The organism is Bradyrhizobium sp. NAS80.1 (assembly GCF_001908205.1).
Lineage (GTDB): Bacteria > Pseudomonadota > Alphaproteobacteria > Rhizobiales > Xanthobacteraceae > Bradyrhizobium.
Genome location: NZ_LGHL01000062.1, coordinates 1 through 19,020 on the forward strand (window position 1 = coordinate 1; position 19,020 = coordinate 19,020).

At 63.1% G+C, this 19,020-nt stretch carries 15 protein-coding genes and 4 pseudogenes; 10 read left to right on the forward strand and 9 right to left on the reverse strand.

The window, feature by feature from the left end:
* The coding region (locus AC629_RS47720; RefSeq protein WP_210419053.1) for a hypothetical protein at window positions 1–200 on the forward strand (200 nt) is incomplete at its 5' end.
* Between the two features lie 23 nt (window positions 201–223).
* Here AC629_RS47720 and AC629_RS15610 read toward each other — a convergent pair.
* Window positions 224–2,708 (reverse strand): annotated as a pseudogene (locus AC629_RS15610) (arylsulfatase).
* An 81-nt stretch (window positions 2,709–2,789) separates the two neighbouring features.
* Window positions 2,790–2,924, reverse strand: coding sequence for a hypothetical protein (locus AC629_RS49860; protein WP_283846721.1), 135 nt, complete (start codon window positions 2,922–2,924; stop codon window positions 2,790–2,792).
* A gap of 568 nt (window positions 2,925–3,492) precedes the next feature.
* On the opposite strand from AC629_RS49860, the gene AC629_RS46835 reads away from it, so the two are divergent.
* A complete protein-coding gene (locus AC629_RS46835) occupies window positions 3,493–3,762 on the forward strand; it encodes a hypothetical protein (protein ID WP_084805639.1) in 270 nt (89 codons plus the stop codon).
* A 111-nt stretch (window positions 3,763–3,873) separates the two neighbouring features.
* On the opposite strand, the gene AC629_RS15625 is transcribed toward AC629_RS46835, so the two are convergent.
* The gene (locus AC629_RS15625; RefSeq protein WP_074120584.1) at window positions 3,874–4,113 is read right to left on the reverse strand and encodes a hypothetical protein; all 240 of its coding nucleotides are present in this window, start codon (window positions 4,111–4,113) and stop codon (window positions 3,874–3,876) included.
* A 518-nt stretch (window positions 4,114–4,631) separates the two neighbouring features.
* Here AC629_RS15625 and AC629_RS15630 point away from each other — a divergent pair.
* Together AC629_RS15630 and AC629_RS15635 are read left to right on the forward strand one after the other, a co-directional pair.
* Complete coding sequence (locus AC629_RS15630; protein ID WP_084805683.1) at window positions 4,632–5,603, forward strand: SDR family NAD(P)-dependent oxidoreductase; 972 nt, start codon at window positions 4,632–4,634, stop codon at window positions 5,601–5,603.
* 251 nt (window positions 5,604–5,854) lie between these two features.
* A pseudogene (locus tag AC629_RS15635) lies at window positions 5,855–6,969 on the forward strand (alpha/beta hydrolase family protein).
* 15 nt (window positions 6,970–6,984) lie between these two features.
* Here the strand turns inward: AC629_RS15635 and AC629_RS15640 are convergent.
* On the reverse strand, window positions 6,985–7,491 hold the full coding sequence (locus tag AC629_RS15640; protein ID WP_084805641.1) for a MarR family winged helix-turn-helix transcriptional regulator: 507 nt from the start codon (window positions 7,489–7,491) through the stop codon (window positions 6,985–6,987).
* A gap of 409 nt (window positions 7,492–7,900) precedes the next feature.
* Here AC629_RS15640 and AC629_RS15645 point away from each other — a divergent pair.
* A pseudogene (locus AC629_RS15645) lies at window positions 7,901–9,431 on the forward strand (porin).
* 270 nt (window positions 9,432–9,701) lie between these two features.
* On the opposite strand, the gene AC629_RS15650 reads toward AC629_RS15645, so the two are convergent.
* From AC629_RS15650 to AC629_RS15660, 3 genes are all read right to left on the reverse strand, one after another.
* Window positions 9,702–10,178 (reverse strand): GcrA family cell cycle regulator, encoded by a 477-nt coding sequence (locus tag AC629_RS15650; protein WP_084805643.1) that lies wholly within the window; start codon window positions 10,176–10,178, stop codon window positions 9,702–9,704.
* Window positions 10,179–10,249: 71 nt separating this feature from the next.
* Window positions 10,250–10,447 (reverse strand): hypothetical protein, encoded by a 198-nt coding sequence (locus AC629_RS15655; protein ID WP_084805644.1) that lies wholly within the window; start codon window positions 10,445–10,447, stop codon window positions 10,250–10,252.
* Window positions 10,448–10,648: 201 nt separating this feature from the next.
* Window positions 10,649–11,590: an acetamidase/formamidase family protein gene (locus tag AC629_RS15660; protein ID WP_084805645.1), complete on the reverse strand. Its 942-nt coding sequence runs from the start codon at window positions 11,588–11,590 to the stop codon at window positions 10,649–10,651.
* 198 nt (window positions 11,591–11,788) lie between these two features.
* Between AC629_RS15660 and AC629_RS15665 the strand changes: the two genes are divergently transcribed.
* From AC629_RS15665 to AC629_RS15680, 4 genes and pseudogenes are all read left to right on the forward strand, one after another.
* On the forward strand, window positions 11,789–12,556 hold the full coding sequence (locus AC629_RS15665) for a YdcF family protein (RefSeq protein WP_084805647.1): 768 nt from the start codon (window positions 11,789–11,791) through the stop codon (window positions 12,554–12,556).
* Window positions 12,557–12,616: 60 nt separating this feature from the next.
* A complete protein-coding gene (locus tag AC629_RS15670) occupies window positions 12,617–13,399 on the forward strand; it encodes a DUF169 domain-containing protein (protein ID WP_084805649.1) in 783 nt (260 codons plus the stop codon).
* Between the two features lie 9 nt (window positions 13,400–13,408).
* Window positions 13,409–14,587, forward strand: coding sequence for a saccharopine dehydrogenase family protein (locus AC629_RS15675; RefSeq protein WP_084805651.1), 1,179 nt, complete (start codon window positions 13,409–13,411; stop codon window positions 14,585–14,587).
* 29 nt (window positions 14,588–14,616) lie between these two features.
* A pseudogene (locus AC629_RS15680) lies at window positions 14,617–15,785 on the forward strand (saccharopine dehydrogenase family protein).
* A gap of 114 nt (window positions 15,786–15,899) precedes the next feature.
* Here the strand turns inward: AC629_RS15680 and AC629_RS15685 are convergent.
* Complete coding sequence (locus AC629_RS15685) at window positions 15,900–17,096, reverse strand: FAD-dependent monooxygenase (RefSeq protein ID WP_084805653.1); 1,197 nt, start codon at window positions 17,094–17,096, stop codon at window positions 15,900–15,902.
* A gap of 147 nt (window positions 17,097–17,243) precedes the next feature.
* Between AC629_RS15685 and AC629_RS15690 the strand changes: the two genes are divergently transcribed.
* Entirely contained in the window at window positions 17,244–17,717 is a 474-nt protein-coding gene (locus AC629_RS15690) for a MarR family transcriptional regulator (protein WP_084805655.1), read from the forward strand.
* Here the strand turns inward: AC629_RS15690 and AC629_RS15695 are convergent.
* Window positions 17,689–18,942, reverse strand: coding sequence for an O-antigen ligase family protein (locus AC629_RS15695; RefSeq protein ID WP_084805657.1), 1,254 nt, complete (start codon window positions 18,940–18,942; stop codon window positions 17,689–17,691). The genes AC629_RS15690 and AC629_RS15695 overlap by 29 nt on opposite strands.
* Window positions 18,943–19,020: the final 78 nt, after the last annotated feature.

Consider the following 19,020-nt stretch of genomic DNA (forward strand, 5'->3'; position numbering starts at 1 on the left):
CTTTCCACGGCATCCACACCTCCCGCAGAACAAAAGCGGAAAGTGTAACCCATGTGTCCGGTACGTTCTGTCACCTATGTCTCGGGCCGCTCACAATACGATCCAATCTATTTTTGGGCGGTCAGTTGCCACGGACCGCCCAGCATCGCCGGGTGCATCCGGTTCTCGACCTTGATCCAGCCTTTCGACTGGCCGGCTGACCCGCATGTTTGGCGCCACGAAATCAATCCGCCTTCGCCTTCTCTCGCATGGCCGCCTGTAGGGTCTTGATGTCTGCGGGAGAGAGTTGCGGGCGGTCGACCTTGATCGTCAGCTTGTTGAGCTTGGCCGTCAGCGGGAAGGGCGGCCTATAGTCGGCATCGTTCACGCCGGTGAGAGTGTCAGAGCCGACATCGAAGCTCTCGTCCCATTGGAGAATCATCGGAAGTGTCTTCTCCATCCGCTTTGTGGCGACCTCCTTGCCATCTACCTTCAGCGTGCCGGTGCCAGGCTGTGCCAGACCGCTGAAGTTGTTGTAGGCGAGCGTGCCGGCGCCGATGCCGTCGTACTTGAAATCAAACTCGACCGTATGCCGGCCCGGCGACAGTGCATCCGCGCCTTCCCACTTGATGCGCTCGAGGTCGACCATGTTCCGCAGGAACACCGGTTTGCCCTGCAGCAGATAGAAGCCGTAGCCGGCAAAGCGCCCGCCCGAGGTCAGGATCATGCCCTCGGCGCCGCCCTGCGGCACGTCGATGTCGGCGGTGATGGTGTAGGACGTATTGAGCAGATGCGGTGAGTCTCCCTGCGGCAATCCCGTCATGGGCCGCGTATAGACGAACTCCGTGCGGCCGGCAGTGATGTTTGGGCGAGGCGCGACGACGCGCGCGGCGACCGACGCGTCGAGCGGGAAGACCTGGTACTTCCTGGCCTCTGCGATGAACATCTCCTTCATCTCGCCGACCTTCTGCGGGTTCGTGGCCGCGACGTCTTCGGATTGGCTGAAGTCCGTGCTCAGGTTGTAGAGCTGCAGGGTCTGGTTGTTCAGCGGATCAGGGTTGGCTGGGCCGAACGCCTCCCACGGCGCGCGATTGACCTTTGTGCTTAACATCCAGCCGTCGTTGTAGAGTGCCCACTGGCCCATCATCTCGAAATACTGCGTCTGATGCCGTGACGGTACCTTGGCGTTGGCTGCATCGAACGTGTAGGCGAAGCTCGTCCCCTCGATCGGCGCCTGCTTGATGCCGTCAACGTAATCCGGGGCTGGAAGGCCGGCGGCCTCGAGAATCGTCGGCAGGACGTCGATCACGTGGACGAACTGTTCGCGCAAGGCGCCCTTGTCCTTGATGCGGGCCGGCCACGACACGGCCATGTTCTGGTTGATGCCGCCGAGCCGCGAGGCGTTCTGCTTGAACCAGTCGAACGGTGTGTCGAACGCCCACGACCAGCCCGCCGACATATGGTTGTACGTCTGCTCGGTGCCCCAGACATCGTAGAATTTCATCTGCACGTCGACGGGCAGCGCGTTCAAGCCGTTGAAGAACGCGACTTCGTTCGGCGTGCCCAGCGGCCCACCTTCGGCGCTGGTGCCGTTGTCGCCATTGATGTAGATGACGAGCGTGTTGTCCAGCCTTCCGAGGTCTTCGAACTGCTTGATCACGCGACCGATCTCATGGTCGTTGTAGGCGGCGTAGGCCGCGAACACCTCGACCTGACGGATGAAGAGTTTCTTCTCATCGGCCGTGAGTTGGTCCCACGGCTTCAGCATATCGTTGGGCCAAGGCGCGAGCTTTGTGGAGTTCGGGATCACGCCAAGCCGTTTCTGGTTCTCGAATATGCGCTGGCGAATCTTTTCATAGCCATCGTCGAACAGGTGCATTGCGCTGATCCTGTCCACCCACTCCTTGCTAGGATGGTGCGGTGCGTACGTGGCCCCGGGCGCATACTTGATGAAGAGCGGCTTGGACGGGTCTGTCTGATGCATACGCGTCATCCAGTCGATGGCGTCGTCGGCCATAGCGGTGACGAGATTCCAGGTGCCTGGCTGCTTGCCCAGAAACGGGTAAATCTGCGTCGTGTTGCGGAAGAGGTTCGGCTCCCACTGGTTCGCGTCGCCGCCGACGAAGCCGTAGAAATACTCGAATCCCATGCCCATCGGCCACTGGTTGAAGGGGCCGGCCTGGCTCGCGGCGAAGGCGGGCGTGTTGTGATCCTTGCCGAACCAGGAGGTCGCGTAGCCGTTGTCGAGCAGAATCCGCCCGATCGTCGCTTTGTCCTTGCCGATGATGCTGTTGTAGCCCGGGAAGCCGGTCGACTGTTCGGAGATCACACCGAAGCCCGCCGAATGGTGATTGCGCCCGGTGATCAGCGCCGCGCGGGTCGGCGAGCATAGTGCGGTGGAGAAGACGCGGTTGTAACGCAGGCCCCCGTTGGCGATGCGGTCCATCGTCGGCGTCGGAATAACGCCGCCGAAGGTGCTCGGCACACCGAAGCCAGCGTCGTCCGTGATGATCAGCAGAACGTTCGGCGCCCCGTCCGGCGGGACGATGCGCGGCGCAGGCATCGTTCTTGATTATGCCGCCGAATGCCGGATCCGGAGACGGTAGCTGCTTGCCGTCGATCGTGGTCGTGGCGCCGGGCGAACCCGCCTCGCCAGTGGTTTGCTGCGCCATCACGGGCATGATCGTGAGCACGGTCAACGTAGCAGCGGCGAACAAGAGTGCAGACATTTTCATGACCAATCCTCCCTACTGGGTTGGCATGGGCCAAATAGCGGCACGCTACGTGCAAAGTACGTGCATAGAAAGAAATTAGCCGCTGTGCTTGGTGTTGACGTAGATGTAGATCAAGGGTGCCGCGAGCCTCGCTTTCTCGATCTCGTGCGCGTCGAGCTTGGCGAAGGCGGTGTCCGCGTTCTTGCCGGGCCGCGCGATGTAGGTGTCCACGATCTCTTGGCCGCCGCTGAGATGGCGCTCTCGGTCCTGGCCTACAATCTGACACAGGTCATGAACATCGCGGGGATCAAGCCGTTCATCGCCGCGATCGCGGCCTGAGAGCCTCCCCGCTTTTGGCTCTCAGAACCGAGCTCCTCGCGTATCGGTAAGCGATCTCCTGTTTTCGGAAATGAGTCGGCGCCAGCGGCGGGCGGTCAGCACGTGCTCTGTGAGCACTGCTGCACCGGAAGATTCTTGCCACGGGCCCAGGCCCGAACGGCGAAGGCAAGTTGATGGTGCCCCATCGCGTGCGCGATGGAGACCTCCGCGCGCTCCAGGCGTTTGGTGAACCCGCTCGCGCTTAGGTCCACGGCCGCGTCGACCGCCAAGAGGGATATTGAGAGGAACGCAACCGCCGCAGCGACGGTTATTCCTTTCCATTCGGGTGAAAGCATCGACTAACTTTCTCAGGCATTCCGCTGCTGCCCGGATAAATGGGGCTCTTGCGTCTGGTTCAATCCCTCCAACAGGCTCACGCACGCGTTCTTGATGTGCGACAAATCTGTAACGAGAAAGCTCCGTGGATGGCCGCAAATTCCCGACCACCATCCGCGTCGTTTCAGCCGTCAGCATCCTCACCATCTTCTCCGGCAGCATCTCGGCCCGGTTCAGCACCGTGTTGTGCGCGACGGCCTCGATCGCGCTGACGCAGATGAAGGTCGCTATATCAAGATCGATTGCGCATGTCCTTGCGGCGGCTTTCGAGATAGGCGCGCACGAGAACGTGAACGTTGAAGGCGTCGAGTCGGAAGGGCGCAAGGCGCGTGCGATGATCTTGCGGAAGGCGTGATTGCTGCCACAGAACGCGCCACCTCGATGGGGTCTGGCGCTGGTTGGGCCCACACGGAGGGAAAAGGCGGCCTCCGGGGCGTTTCCTCGGGTAACGTAGTTTTGTGGGGCCTTAGGCGCGGCCCTTGATCTCGTAGTGACCCGGCACGCATTTGTAGCGCTCGAGGCGCCAGTTGGCGTGATAGATCGGGTGCTCGCCCATCCATTTCGCAAGCGGTGCCTGTGCGCCGACCGCGCACTGCATCATCGAAATTTCGGGCGTCATGTTGCTGTCGGTCACGATTTCCTCGACGCAGCTGCCCGAAGCAGCGGCACCGAGCCGGCAGAGCACGGCTACGACGGTTACGAACATTCCTGTCACCTCATCGGTAGTTTCTGGCCACGAGCAGGATGCAAGCGGAGTGCCACAGCCTGTGTCGGAAACGACACGCCGGCCGCGGCGACCCGACCCACGGTCCAGCTCCACTTGGCGATTCGGCTTGTAAAAAAATTCTCCCTAAACCGAAGCCGGACAAATACGGGGAATCCTGCCGAATTGATCGCGGGAATGATCGATTGTGAGGGCAGCGCCGCGTCGCCAGCACTTCACAAGCTGCGGGCCGGTAGGCTTGCTAACGCGGATACTCGCCAAATGAGCGGGATCGCCACAAGGCTTATGGTCCGCGACCCGCAAGGCGCTGGAGGCGTTCGGTGCGTTGAACGGGCAACAGGAAGCGGCCGTATAGTCCGCCCTCCGAAATAACTGATGTCGTAGATGGCCGCGCCGATCGGCTTTTACCTGCTGGTGCGGCGCTGCTACATTTTGCATGCGCCACCGTGAGCGGCGCTGCGACGAAGAAACATACCGACAAGGGAGGGGCCGAAAGTCCCATGAAAGATTTTGCAGGAAAGATCGCCGTCATCACCGGCGGCGGCACCGGGATGGGGCGCGAGCTCGCGCGGCAGCTCGTTGCCGAGGGCTGTAATGTGGCGATGTGCGACGTCTCGGAAGCCGCGATGGCCGAGACCAAGCGGCTTTGCGAGGTCGAGAAGCTGCCGCAGGGCCTGCGCGTCACGACGCATGTCGCCGATGTCTCGATCGAGGATCATCTGAAGCGTTTTCGCGACGAGCTCGCCGAGCAGCAGAAGACCGACAGGATCCATCTTCTGTTCAACAATGCCGGCATCGGCGGCGGCGGTAGCCTGTTCACTAACACGCGCGAGCAGTGGGAGCGCACCTTCAACATCTGCTGGGGCGGCGTCTATCTCGGCGTGCGCACCTTCCTGCCGATGCTGGTGGCGGCGGACGAGGCCCACATCGTCAACACCGCGAGCGTCAACGGCTTCTGGGCCTCGATCGGCATGAACCAGGCGCACACCGCCTACAGCTCGGCCAAGTTCGCGGTGAAGGGATTTACCGAAGCGCTGATCAACGACCTCCGCCTGCACGCGCCGCATGTCAAATGCTCGGTGGTGATGCCCGGCCACATCGGCACCTCGATCGTCTCCAACTCGCGCAAGGTGCAGAGCAGTGACGGATCAGACCGACTCAACGCCGACGAGGTGGCGCTGACCCGCAAGCGCATGGTTGGGGCCGGCGTGCCAGATGCTGACAAGATGTCGGACGAGGACATCCAGGCGGTGTTCGCCGAGCGCGCCCGCAGCTTCCTCGAGGATGCGCCGACGACGGCTGCGCAAGCCGCGAAGATCATCCTCGACGGGGTGAAAGCAGAGCGCTGGCGCATTCTTGTGGGCGAGGACGCAAAACGTCTTGACGAGCGCGTACGCGCTGCACCCGAGCAGGCCTATGACAGGGCCTTCTACGAAAGCTTCGCCCAGGAGGTTGGCTGGCGGCTCGGCTGACACTGTCAACGAACGCGCGCGGATATAGGTATGATGATTGTCATGACAAGAGTTGCGTTGGTGATATTCACGTACCTCTTTCGCGCGCGGTCGACCTCTCATGACAAAACGGAATGTCACGCATGCGACATGATCCATGCGTTCAAGCGATGGTGATCTCGAACGGGTCTCATTCAGTGCGCGGCAGCTTGGTCAGGGAACTGAAATAGTTTATTCAGTGACGGGTAAGTCGATCTAGAACGTAGTTTCCGATGATACCCGCATGCCTCTCCGACCACTGGACCCTTTGCCCGGAGAGAGAGGATATCTCCGCTGAATTCACGCGGTTGCTTGCCGCGGCCCAGGAGGGCGGCGCCACGATCGCGGAATGCCTGATGATCGCGCGGCGGCTCGAGCGGGATGACGAGCAATCCTGGCATCGCGAATGGAAGAAGCTCGCGCAAGCCAACCGGCAGCGTGCAGAGGCTGCATTCGCGGAGAGCCATCTGGCCACCGCGCAGCGCAACTGGCTGCGTGCGATGAATTACTACGGCGCGGCTGCGATGCCGCTCGATCAGGCCGACGAGCGCCGCTGGGTTGCGGTGCTCGCGATGCAGGAATGCGCCCGCCGCTTCGTTGCGGCGCGTAGGCCGGCGGGCGAGGTCGTGACCATACCGTGGGTCGAAGGCCATTCGTTGCAGGGTTACTTCCTGCCTGCGTCGTCGGCGAACGGACGGGCGCCGACTGTGATCTGCATCGGCGAGCCGGGCATCGCAAGGAAGAGTTCTTGTTCAAGCTCGCGCCGCATGCGCGCGAACGCGGTTTCTCAATGCTTGCGCTGGACCTACTTGGCGACCAGCGCGATGATTACACCGACATGCTCTTGCAGCGCCGTGACCTCGAGAGCTCGATTGCAAGTGTCATGGACTATCTGGAGGCGCGCAGCGACGTCGATTTCGATCGCGTCGCGATCGTGGCGGACGGGTGGGGCTCCTCTTTCGTGGCGCGCGCGGTGTTGCAGGAGCCGCGGCTCGCTGCAGCCGTCTGCGACGGCGGCTTGTGGGATCTGCACGAACGGTCCTTCTTCGCCAGCCGGTTTGCGATGAGCGACCTCAGCATCGTCCCGGTGCCGCATTCGCCGCTGATGGCCAGCAGCGTCGACTGTCCGGTATTGATCACGCTCGGCGAGGACGGCTGGCTCAAGGCCGACCGGGCGCGCCAGATCGTGCAGAAGTCCCGGCTCGGCGGCTCGGACATCGTGCTGAAGGTGTTCGCCGCGGCGGAGACCGGCGCGGCGCAGGCCCATGCGGACAATCCGAGCCTTGCCAACGAGTTCATTTTCGACTGGCTTGAATCGCGGCTCGGCGCTGCAGGCCGGCGGATCTGAGCGCGGGCTCTCGCCTCAGAAGTCGAGGGATATCCTGACGCAGGCCTTTTCGAGCCGGGTCTTCAGCGTCGCGAGCTTGGCGGTGAATTCGGTGAGCTCGTTCTCGTCGAACTCCTGGAAGACGAATTCGCGGATCGTCTTGTACTGCTCGTTGAGGCTCGCGATGTGCTTCTGGGTCTTTTCGACCAGCGAAAGCCGGACCACCCGGGCATCGGTCGGCGAGGGGCGCCGGCGGAGCAGGCCCTTCTTCTCAAGAAGCTTGGACTGGGTGGTGACGAACGAGGGATCGACGTGGAGCAGCTTGGAGACCACGTTGATGGGGACGCCGTCCTCCTTGTCGAGGTCGGAGATCGCCATCAGGATCAGCCATTGCGGGCCGCTGATGCCCAGCGTCCTCGCCCAGAACTGACGCAGCTCCTCCAGATACATGTTGATCGACGATATCTCCCAGGTAAAACGCCTGATGATATCCAGATTGCCGACGGAGCGGAGGCGCGCTCCTTCTTTCCTCGTCGCGGTCACAGCGTCACTCCCCGTGATCTGATTATTCTAGGCCGGTACCGTGGAAGGCCATAGTCCATGCAAGTCTGCTCTGATGCAAGTGCAGAGCAGGGTAATTGTGTCACTAAAACTACAAATATGATCAAGTCAGCCGACTGACTCAGGTGAAGTGTTGCGCTCCGGGCACAGGTTTAGCGAAACCAGTAAGCTGAGCCAATAAACTATTTTGATTAACAGAACGGCGCAGGCATATTGATCCGTGACGGTGGGGGGTACTCGATCGTCCCGCTGCAGGTGGTTCGCTCACGTCCCTCGCGTCTCAGGCGGGTGTGTCCGAAAGCGCGAAGCGGCTGAGCGGAATTTGAAGAGACGGGGATCTGGGGGGCCTCACGGTCCGTTCTCCGTAAAATGAGCAACTTGGAGGTTTTAAATGAAAGTGGTGAAGAGCCTTTTGCTCGGCACTGCGGCGGGTCTGATCGCCGTGGGTGGAGCCCAGGCGGCCGATCTTCCGGTCAAGGCCAAGGCGGTCGAGTACGTGAAGATCTGCACGCTCTACGGTGCGGGTTTCTACTACATCCCGGGCACTGACACCTGCATCAAGCTGGGCGGCTATCTGCGTGCTGAAGTCGCGCTCAATGCCGGCGGCAACTACAGCGGCGCGTACAACGGTGTTGCCGGTGCGAACAACCGCCTGGCGAACTACTATTCGACGCGGGCTCGCGAGGACCTCAACATCGATACCCGTACCGCGACCGAGTACGGCGTGGTTCGTACTTACTTTGACGCCGTGTTCACCTGGACGACCGATTTCTATACGGGAACCGGCTCGGGGACCGGCGCGACCGTTTACTCCCAACTCGGAAGCACGGGGGGTGTCTGCGCCGAACAACGCAAACGCGGGTTCGATCTCGGGCGGTACGCTCGGCGTCTACTACGCCTTCATCCAGTTCGCTGGCTTCACCATGGGTAAGGCCGTGTCGCAGTTCGACGCGCCCTGGATCAACTATCCCGGCAACAACTTCGACCAGCTGGTCGGCGGTAGCGGCACCACCAACGGCGTCAACCAGTTCACCTACACGGCCGATTTCGGTCAGGGCGTGTCGGCGACCATCTCGGCGCAGGACCAGTCGCTGGCCTTCCAGACCAACATCTGGAACACCGCTGGCATGTCCACCACCGGCGTCCTCGGCGGTGCCTATGGCTCGAACAGTTTCGGCGGCACCCGGGCGCCCGACATCGTCGGCGCGGTCCGCGTCGACCAGGCCTGGGGCCTGTTCCAGGCATCGGTCGCGGCGCACGACAACCAGGTTGCCTACTACGGGGCGACCGAGGCGACGGGGCATCCGGAAAACAAGTGGGGCTGGGCCGTTCAGCTCGCTCTGCAGATCAAGAACATCCCGACCGGTGCCGGCGACGTGATCAACGTGTCGGGCGTCTACACCGAGGGCGCTAGCCGCTATAACTTCCAGGAGCTGGCCGCGACCAGCTACTCGATGTTTGGCAGCTCGAACGCCGCCTATCAGAGCATCGGCTTTGCCGGCGTGTCTGATGCGGTGTTTGGCCCCGGCGGCCAGCTCGAGCTGACCAAGACCTACGGCTTCCGTGGTGCCTACACCCACAACTGGAACCCGTACTGGAACACGGCGCTGTACGGCGCGTGGGCTGCGGTCAACTACAGCGGCACTGCGAAGAGCCTGATCTGCAGCAGCGCCGCATTCGCTACCCTGACCGGCACCTGCAACCCGGACTTCAACATCGGCCAGGTGGGTGTCATCACCCGCTGGACGCCGGTGAAGAACCTGACCTTCTCGGCTGACTTCACCTACAGCCACCTCGACCAGAAGTATTCGGGCGTGATCTCGTCCGGAGCGCTGAACAGCGTCGCCAAGCCGGCGGCCACCTACGAGCTGAAGGACCAGGACACCTACAGCCTCCTGCTGCGCGCCCAGCGCAACTGGTAAGCTCACGGTCTTCGGATCTGATGAAGCCCCGGCGGAACACCGCCGGGGTTTTTTTCAACAGCGGCTTTCGGAAAATCCGGCGACCTTCCACGCGGGCGACGAAGACGAGCTATGCGATTCGACCGCCCTCAAACTTATTTACTTACCTGAGTTACTAAGCTATACAGATCTCAGCCGATTACGAAAGTCACGGCTCTTAGCTTCATGCTAAGCCTCCAGAAACCTCCGGTGATGCCCCGCCGGAGGTTTTTCATTTTGGGGGGCGCTGTTTCAGCCGCGCATCACACGGGCGCGCGAGTTCGGCCGGTAGGCGAGGCGGCTGTGGCCGGCGCAATAGGAATGGCCCTCGGGCGCGGTGTTGCCGCAAAAGCAGAAATCCTCCGCACCCGGCGTCGAGATCGGCCAGCGGCAGCGGTTTTCGCCAAGCTCCAGCAGCGAGCAGCGGTTGGCATCGTCGATCGGCGCCGTGACCGCAGGCCCTTCGGTCTCGCCATAGATCGTGGCAAGCATCTCATATTGCAGCCGCGGCACGGCTCTCCGCGCGCGCGCCGGCGCGAAGCTCCGCTCCAGCTTGCGCTCGTCGCTCGACCCGCCGCGTGTGAGATTCAGTCGGGACAGCTTGCCGATCACGGCGTTGCGGCTCACGCCGATGTCGGCGGCAATCTCGCGGCAGGAGAGGCCGGCCTCGAAGTGCCGCTTCAGTAGTTCAATTCGATCGTTGGTCCAGGTCGGTGAGAGAACAGGCATTGTAGCGGTCCCAGGTTGCAGATGTCGGCCATCCGCCTGCGAGATCCGTCCGCTTCACGTTCGGCACGCGCTCACGTCCTGCCATTGTCGCGAATCGACAAAAGCCCGTCCTTGATGGCGAGACGGATGCCTTCCTCGATCAATGTCCGCGCGACGCCGGGAACGCTCGTGCCGTGGGTGCCCTGTCTCACCAGTTTTTCCATATAGGTGATGGTCGAGAGCGCCAAGGTTACGGGAATGCGGTCAGTCTCGGCTTTTTCGGTGGCCATGGCCCGAACGCTAGCCTCTTACTCGGGTACATAAAAGTAACGATTAAGACTCTATTTAGGTTTGGTGCCGGGAGTCAAATCCCGCCTGAAGCCGCGGTTCAGCCTATTGGAATCGCTTGGAAAATTGGGCGCGAGGCAGCGCGCCGCGCGGGATACCGGGCGGCGGCGTCACGTTGACAGGTCAGGGGAGGCCGGGTCGGCTCAGCCGTGAACGATCGCCTTTTCGATCATGCAATGGATGCCCTTGGAGCCGTTGACGGTCTGCGTCACCCGCAAATCGGCCGCCAGGCTGCACAGCGTGTAGGCGTCTTCGCGCGACAAGTTTCGCGTCTCGCCGAGCAGCACGATCATGTCGCGCAGTGCGCGCACCGCGCACTGGTCGAGGTCGGGGTCCATCGCCATGGTCATGTAGTGCGTCGCCGTCTCGGCGCGGGGATAGTCGAACCGCAGGTCCTTGCGCAGCGTCAGGCGGAAGCGGCCCCGGAGCGCTGTCTCGATCGCGGTGACGCAGACCTCGCCGTCGCCCTGCACGCCGTGGCCGTCGCCGCAGGAGAACAGCGCGCCCGGAACGAACACCGGCAGATACAGTGTCGCACCTGCACCGAGCTCCTTGTTGTCGAGATTGCCGCCCATGGCGCGCGGGATCAGCGAGGAGATGCGGCCCCAGGCCGGCGGCGGCGACACGCCCATGACGCCGAAGAACGGCTTGAGGGGCAGGTCGAGGCCCCATGGCATGCGGCCGACCATCCGCGTCTGGTCCAGCGGGATGTTGAGCATTCGCGTCTCGTGGAAATCGTCGGGCAGGGTGCCGGACAGCGGCTTGATCATGTTCCAGCCCCAGTCCTGGCGGAGCTGGACATCGAGGATCTCGACCGCGAGCACGTCGCCGGGTTCGGCACCCTCGACCGCGATCGGTCCGGTGAGGATGTGACCCGGCAGCATGCGCTCATTTTTGGCATGAACCTCGAATATCTCCGGCGGAATGTGAAACTTGTTGCGGTCGGGCAGCATGTCCGGTCCGCCGCTGATGGTGTCGACCGTCACCTCATCGCCGCTCGCGATGGTGAGGACCGGCTTGAGCGCGGCTTCGAAGAAGCCCCAATGGCAGGTTTCGGGACTTGAATGCAGGTGGTGATGGGTCATTTGCCGCGTCCAATCGGTTTCATCAGAACTCGTCATGAGATCTTGTCTTGCCCGGGCTTGACCGGGCGATCGATCCTCTTTCAAGAAGATTTCTGAAGATGGACGGGCCGGTCAAGCCCGTGCGTGCCAAGATGATTTAAAGATCATTCCAGCGAGGCTCCCCTGTATTTCGTTCTTTCCAAGACCCTTGGCGCCGCGCTGCTCCCGATCAATCTCCTGGTCGAGGTCGGAATCCTGTCAGTGGTGCTGATGGCGACGCGCTTTGCCGCGTTCGGCCGCAAACTTGCCGTGACCACGCTGGTCCTGCTGGCGCTCGCCGCGTTCTCGCCGCTCGGCAATCTTCTGCTTTATCCCTTGGAATCGCGCTTTCCGCCGTGGGATCCGTCGCGCGGGGCGCCCGACGGCATCATTGTGCTCGGCGGCTCCGTCGACACCGATCTGTCGGCGGCGCATCGCACGCCGGTGGTTGCGCACGCGGCCGATCGCCTGCTGGCGCCAGCCGAGCTCGCGCGCCGCTATCCCAATGCGCGCATCGTCTTCACCGGCGGCACTGCGAACCTGGTCTCGACCGAGGCCAGGGAAGCGGACTACTCCGCACCGATCCTGGAGAGCCTCAGCATACCAAAGGAGCGCCTGATCCTCGAGCGCGACTCCCGCAACACCTGGGAGAATGCGATCTTCACGAAGCAGCTGGTCGCGCCGAAACCGGGCGAACGGTGGCTCCTGGTCACGTCGGCCTTCCACATGCCGCGCTCGATGGGGATATTTCGCAAGGTCGGCTTCGACGTCGAGGCCTATCCCGTAGACTGGCGGATGGGCGGGCGTGACGATCTTCTCTCCTTCACCAACAATGGTGCAGACGGGCTCGGCAGGACCGACGTGGCCGTGCGCGAATGGATCGGTCTTTTGACCTACCGTGTCATGGGACGGATCGGCGAGTTGCTTCCGGGACCGGCCAAGGACTAGAACGAGAGCCGCAAAACAAGAACGCAGCACCGGCGCACGATCGCCGGTCCGGAGGACGCCATGCGACAGCAGACTGCCGAGAGGATCGATCTTGCCGGCCTCGTTGCCGATCTCAACAGCCTGTTGCGGCTGAAGACGACGGTGATCGGCATGAAGCTGTTCGCGCGCGCTGCGGACATGGAGGCGATCCCGAAGATCCGGCGGCCGAATGCGATCCACACCACCGACCAGATCGTCAGCATGGCCTCGCGGCTCGGCTGGACCGTCGGCATCACCGGCGAGGATCTCGTGGGCGCGCAGTGCCGCGCGGTGATCGGCCTCGCGCCGCAGGATGAAAAGTGGCTCGCCGGCGAAAACTATGTCGGGGTCTGGCATGGCACCGCGGAGGACGCGCGCAAGCGTCAGGAGGCGCTCGACGTGGTTCCGTTCGGGCAGTATCAGGCGCTCGCGGTCAGCCCGCTTGCGAGCGGCCGGCTCGATCCGCCCGACATCTGCCTCGTCTACGCCACGCCGGGACAGATGATCATCCTGATCAACGGGCTGCAATATACCGGCTACAAGAAGTTCGAATGGGGCGTGGTCGGCGAGACTGCCTGCGCGGATTCCTGGGGGCGGGCGCTCAAGACCGGCGAGCCGAGCCTGTCCTTGCCATGCTATGCCGAACGGCGCTATGGCGGCGTGCCGGACGAGGAGATGCTGATGGCGCTGAAGCCGGAACATCTCGCCAAGGCGATTGAGGGCATGAAGGCGCTGGCAAAGAACGGCCTGCGCTATCCGATCCCGCCCTATGGTATTCAAAGCGATGTCCGCGCCGGCATGGGCGTGAGTTACGCAAAGAAATAAAGGCCGACCATGAGCTCTGCGAAATTCGACATCGTCGTCTACGGTGCGACCGGTTTCACCGGCCAGCTCGTCGCCGAATATCTGGCGGCGCACTACAAAGGCGACAAGACGCTGAAATGGGCGATGGCGGGTCGCAGCCTCGACAAGCTGAAGTCCGTGCGCGATGCGATCGGCGCGCCGGCGGACACGCCGCTGATCGCGGCCGACGCGTCCGATGCGGCCTCGCTGAAGGAAATGGTTGCTCAGACGAAGTCGTTGATCACGACGGTCGGTCCGTATCAGCTTTACGGCGAGCAATTGCTCGCGGCCTGCGTCGCCACCGGCACGGATTATTTCGACCTCTGCGGCGAGCCGATCTGGATGCGGCAGATGATCGACAAGTACGAGGCGGCGGCCAAGGAGAGCGGCGCGCGCATCGTGTTCTCCTGCGGCTTCGATTCCGTGCCATTCGAGCTCGGTGCGTTTTTCGTACAGGAAGAAGCCAAGCGTGTGTTCGGCGCGCCGGCTGCGCGCGTGAAGGGCCGCGTGCGCGACATGCGCGGCACGCTCTCGGGCGGCACCGCGGCGAGCGCGAAGGCGACCTTCGATGCGGTCGCCAAGGACATCAGCCTCATTGCGATCCTGAACGATCCGTTCGCGCTGACGCCTGGGTTCACCGGTCCGAAGCAGCCGAAGGGCAACAGGTCGCTGCTCGAGGAGGATCTGCAATCCTGGGCCGCGCCGTTCATGATGGCGCTCATCAACACGCGCAACGTCCATCGCTCCAACATGCTGATGGGCTTTCCCTATGGCCGCGAGTTCGTCTACGACGAGATGGTCCTGACCGGTCCTGGCGAGAAGGGCGAGGCCAACGCGAAGCGCGTGATGGCCGCCAATTCCGAAAAGACCGGCCCGAACGCGCCAAAGCCGGGCGAGGGGCCGTCGAAGGAGGAGCGGGAGAACGGCCGCTTCGACCTGCTCTATGTCGCGATCGCGCCCGACGGCCGCATGGTCCGCGCCGGTGTCACCGGCGACCGCGATCCCGGCTACGGCTCGACCTCGAAGATGATCTCCGAATGCGCGATCTGTATGCTGCGCGATGCGACGGACGTCGCCGCCGGCTTCTGGACGCCGGGCGCAGCGATGCAGCACAAGCTGATCAAGCGGCTGCAGGACCACGCGGGGCTAACGTTCGGGGTGGAGTCGTAAAGTCCACGGTCGTGCAGGAAGTGTGATCCGTGTCCGCGAAGTTCGACATCGTTGTCTATGGCGCGACCGGATACACCGGCCAGCTCGTCGCCGAGTATCTCGCCGCGCATTACGTCGGTGACGGCGCGCCGACATGGGCGATGGCCGGGCGCAGCAAAGACAAGCTCGCCTCCGTTCGCGATGCGATTGGCGTCCCCGCGGACACGCCGCTTATCGTTGCGGACGCCGCCGATCCTGTGTCGTTGCGCGCAATGGTCGATCAGGCGAATCTGATCATCACCACTGTCGGTCCGTACCAGCTTTATGGGGCTGATCTGCTTGCCGCCTGCGTCGCGTCGGGCACCGATTATATGGATCTCTGCGGCGAGCCGATCTGGCTGAAGCAGATGATCGACAGGCATGAGGCGGCCGCCAAGGCGAGCGGCGCGCGCATCATGTTCTCCTGCGGCTTCGATTCAATCCCGTTCGAGCTCGGCGCGTTCTTCGTGCAGGAAGAAGCCAGGCGCGTGTTCGGCGCGCCGGCACCGCGCGTCAAGGGGCGCGTCCGCGACATTAGCTGGAAGTTTTCCGGCGGCACCTCGGCGAGTGCAAGGATCACCTTCGAAGCGGTTGCGCAGGATCTCAACCTGGTGTCGATCCTCAAGGACCCATTTGCGTTCACACCCGGCTTTGAAGGGCCCAAACAGCCGCGCGGCAATAAACCGGTTTTCGAGGAGGACCTGCAATCCTGGTCGGCCCCGTTCGCGATGGCGACGCTGAACACGCGAAATGTCCACCGCTCCAATATGCTGATGGGATTCCCGTATGGCAGGGATTTCGTCTACGACGAGATGGTGCTGACAGGGGCAGGGGAGGAAGGGCAGGCCAACGCGAAGCGCGTCATGGCCGCCAATAGCGAAAAGACCGGCCCTGATGCGCTCAAGCCTGGCGAGGGGCCGTCGGAGGAGGAGCGCGACAACGGTCATTACGACCTGCTTTATGTTGCGATCGCGCCCGATGGCCGCCAGGTGCGCGCGGCGGTGAAGGGCGATCTCGATCCCGGCCAACGGCCAAGATGGTCTCTGAATGCGCGATCTGCCTGTTGCGCGATACGCCTGATGTCGCGGCCGGTATCTGGACGCCGGGCGCAGCGATGCAGCACAAACTGATCAAGCGGCTGGTCGATCACGCCGGGTTGACGTTCGGGGTGGAAGGCTAGCTCGGTATCGTAGGGTGGGCAAAGCGAAGCGTGCCCACCACTTACGAAGCGAAAATGCAGAGAGATGGTGGGCACGGCGCATTGCGCCTTTGCCCACCCTACGGCGGCGTGCGCCTACGCTGCCCGCGCGTCATACGCGTACATGAACTCCATGCTCTTCGAGCCGAGCGGCAGCATCCACTTCAGCATCTGATTGCGCATCCAGGCGCCGGTGGCGCTGAATTCGCGCTTGCTGTTGCCGTTGCGGCGCGCCATCGCCACGATCTTCTCCGTGCGCGGACGTCGCTCGGCCTCAAATGCCTGGAAAGTCGCGCTGAGCTCCTGGCCCTGCTGCATCAGGCGGGCGAGCCGCATCGCGTCTTCCAGCGCGAGCGAGGCGCCCTGGCCGGCATGGGGGCTGGTCGCATGCGCGGCATCGCCAATCAGCAGCGAGCGCTTGCGCGACCAGGTCGGCAAGGTCGCGACGTCGAGTGTGTCGGTGACCACGATGTTCTCGGCTGCCTCGATGATGTCAGGGATCGGATCGTGCCAGCCGCGGTGGAAGCCGCGCAGATGCTGCTTCAGCGTCGTCTGATCGAGCGTGCGGAACATCGCCGCGTCCATGCCGTGTGCGGGCTGCGTGCTCCACCACATCGCGCCGTCGTTCGGATCGGGGCTGCAATAGCCGTAGCCGAAGAAGCCGCTCTGGCCGAATGTGGTCTCGACGTGCCGGCCGATCGGCCTGCCGTTGAGCACGGCGTGCGGCACGAAGCCGCCGAAGCCGATCAGGCCGGTGTTGAACGGTTGCGGTCCGTCCGGCACCACCTGGCGGCGCACCACCGAGTGCACACCGTCCGCGCCGATCAGGAAGTCGCCCTCAGCCGTGGTGCCGTCGGCGAAATAGGCGATGATCGGCTGGTCGCCGCGGTCCTCGATCTTGATCAGGCGCTTCTCGAAATAGAGCGAGACGCAAGCGCACCAGGCCTTGTCGATGAGGATTTCGTTCAGCGTGGCGCGGCAGACATTGACTGCGGGCTGGCCGAACCGCCGTTCCATGTCGCGGTTGATAGAGCCGAGCCGCTGTCCGCTCTGCGAATAGAAATCGAAGGACTCCGCGACCGAGCCGCGATTGATCAACTCGCCGGCAAGCCCTATCTCGTCCATGACATGCATGCCGTTCGGCGCGATCTGGAGGCCGCCGCCGATGCCTTTCGAGTAGGGCCAGGCCTCGTATATCTCGGATTCGATGCCGGCGCGGCGCAGCAGGATCGCGGTGACGGGCCCGGCGATGCCGGCGCCGATGATCAAGGCCTTGCGGGGACGGTTAGACATGGCTTGCTCCCGACGTTTCCGTGGTGCTAGGAGAAATTACGGTCACTAATTCTCTTAGTGTCTAAGATATATATCGACTAAGATATGAGGTGGGCCTTGTCAAGGACGAAGGCGCGCGCGGCGTTGTTGAGGGAACTGGAAGAGGCGATGCGGCGATCGTCCGCGCAGGGCGTTCTCTACGGCCAAACCGTTGCGAACGTGGCGGGAATTGCCAATTCCGACCTCGAATGCATGGACCTTCTGTATCTCGAAGGCCGCGTCACCGCGGGCCGGCTCGCCGAGGTTACGGGGCTGACGACCGGCGCAATCACAGGTGTGGTCGACCGGCTCGAGAAGGCCGGGCTGGTGCGCCGCGAGCGGGATGAGAAAGACCGCCGCAAGGTCTTCATCGCTGTCGTGCCGGAGGCGGCCATGAAGATCGGCCGGCTCTACGTGCCGATGCAGCAAGCGATGGAGAAGGTTTTTGGCGGCTATTCCGACGAGGAACTGCGTCTGCTGCTGCGCTTCGCGACCGAGGGCTACAAGGGCGTGCTTGCGGCGACTGAAGCGCTGAAGGGCCTGCTCGACACGCCGCCGGAAAAGCGCCCCGACCTCAAGCTGAAGCTTCGTCGCCGGTCTTGATCTTGTAGACCTGCGCGGCCGCGATCATGCCCCACATCGCGCCTAGCATCATCCAGAAGTGCCGCCAGTGGTCGGTGTCGATCACAAAACTCTCGCCGACCGTGCCGACGAAGGCGGAGAAAATCGCGAGATAAGCGCGCTGCCAGGGCACACGGACGAAGATGTGCCTGAAACCCATGATCACCGTGGTGAAGACCAGAGCCGGATAGCAGACACCGGAGAGCCAGCCGCCGGACATGAACGCGTTCAGATAGGAGTTGTGGGTGTCCTCGGGAAAGTAGCGGTGGAATTGCAGGGGGCCGATGCCGAAGGGCAGGTCGAGCGCCATCTCCGCACCCAGGATGTGCCGGCCGAACCGACCGAAGCGGCCCTCGTCGTAGCTCTGGTCGAAGCTGGCGCGCTGCTTGAACATCTCGGCGACGGAATCGAACGACAGCAGCACCGCGATCAGCGCCAGCCCCAGCACCGCGGCGACGATCGCCATGACGATGATGCGCGAGCGCTGCGCGTTGGTGCGGCTGGTCAGCACCATCAGCGCCAGCATGAAGGCGGAGGTCAGCACCAGTCCGCCCCAGGCCGCGCGGGAGAAGGCGAGCAGGATTGCGAGTGACATGATACCGAAGGCGATGACGTTGCGAAACGCCTTGGCGAGCTTGTCCGAGACCACGCTCTGGAGTGCGAACAGCGCTGGCAGGATCAGGAAGGCGCCGAGCACGTTCGGGTCCTTGAAGGTGCCGCGCGCGCGTCCGTAGAGCGTGAGGAGGTCGTCTCCTCCGGGAACCAGGTGAAAGTAGCCGGCGACCGCCAACAGCGAGGCGATCATCGCGCCGACCACGAGCCCGCGGTGCAGCATGTCGAGCCGGGCCGCGGTGTCCTCCGACGTGACCATGGCGAAGAACACCACGGTCACCGCCATGTACCAGGAAGTCGCGATCCAGCTCACCACCTCGGACTGCTCGAACAGCGGGATCGCGCTGATCGTATAGCCGACATTGAGCAGGACCAGCATCAGCACCAGCGGCATCAGCACAAGCCGCAAGCGCAGGCCGGTGGCGAAGAAGGCGACGGTGGCCAGCAGCGTTACGATCTCGTAGGGGCTCGGCTCGATGAAGACGATCGCGCCCGAGGCGCCGACCAGCCACACCAGCGCACGCTGGAGCGCCAGCACGCCGGGCGCAGCGCGAACCGCTGCATTCAATTCCCCGGCTGTCGCCGCATACGCCATCACACGCTCACGCTACTCGTACGCCACAAACACCGCTGTCATCGCCCGGCTTGACCGGGCGATCCAGTACTCCGCGAC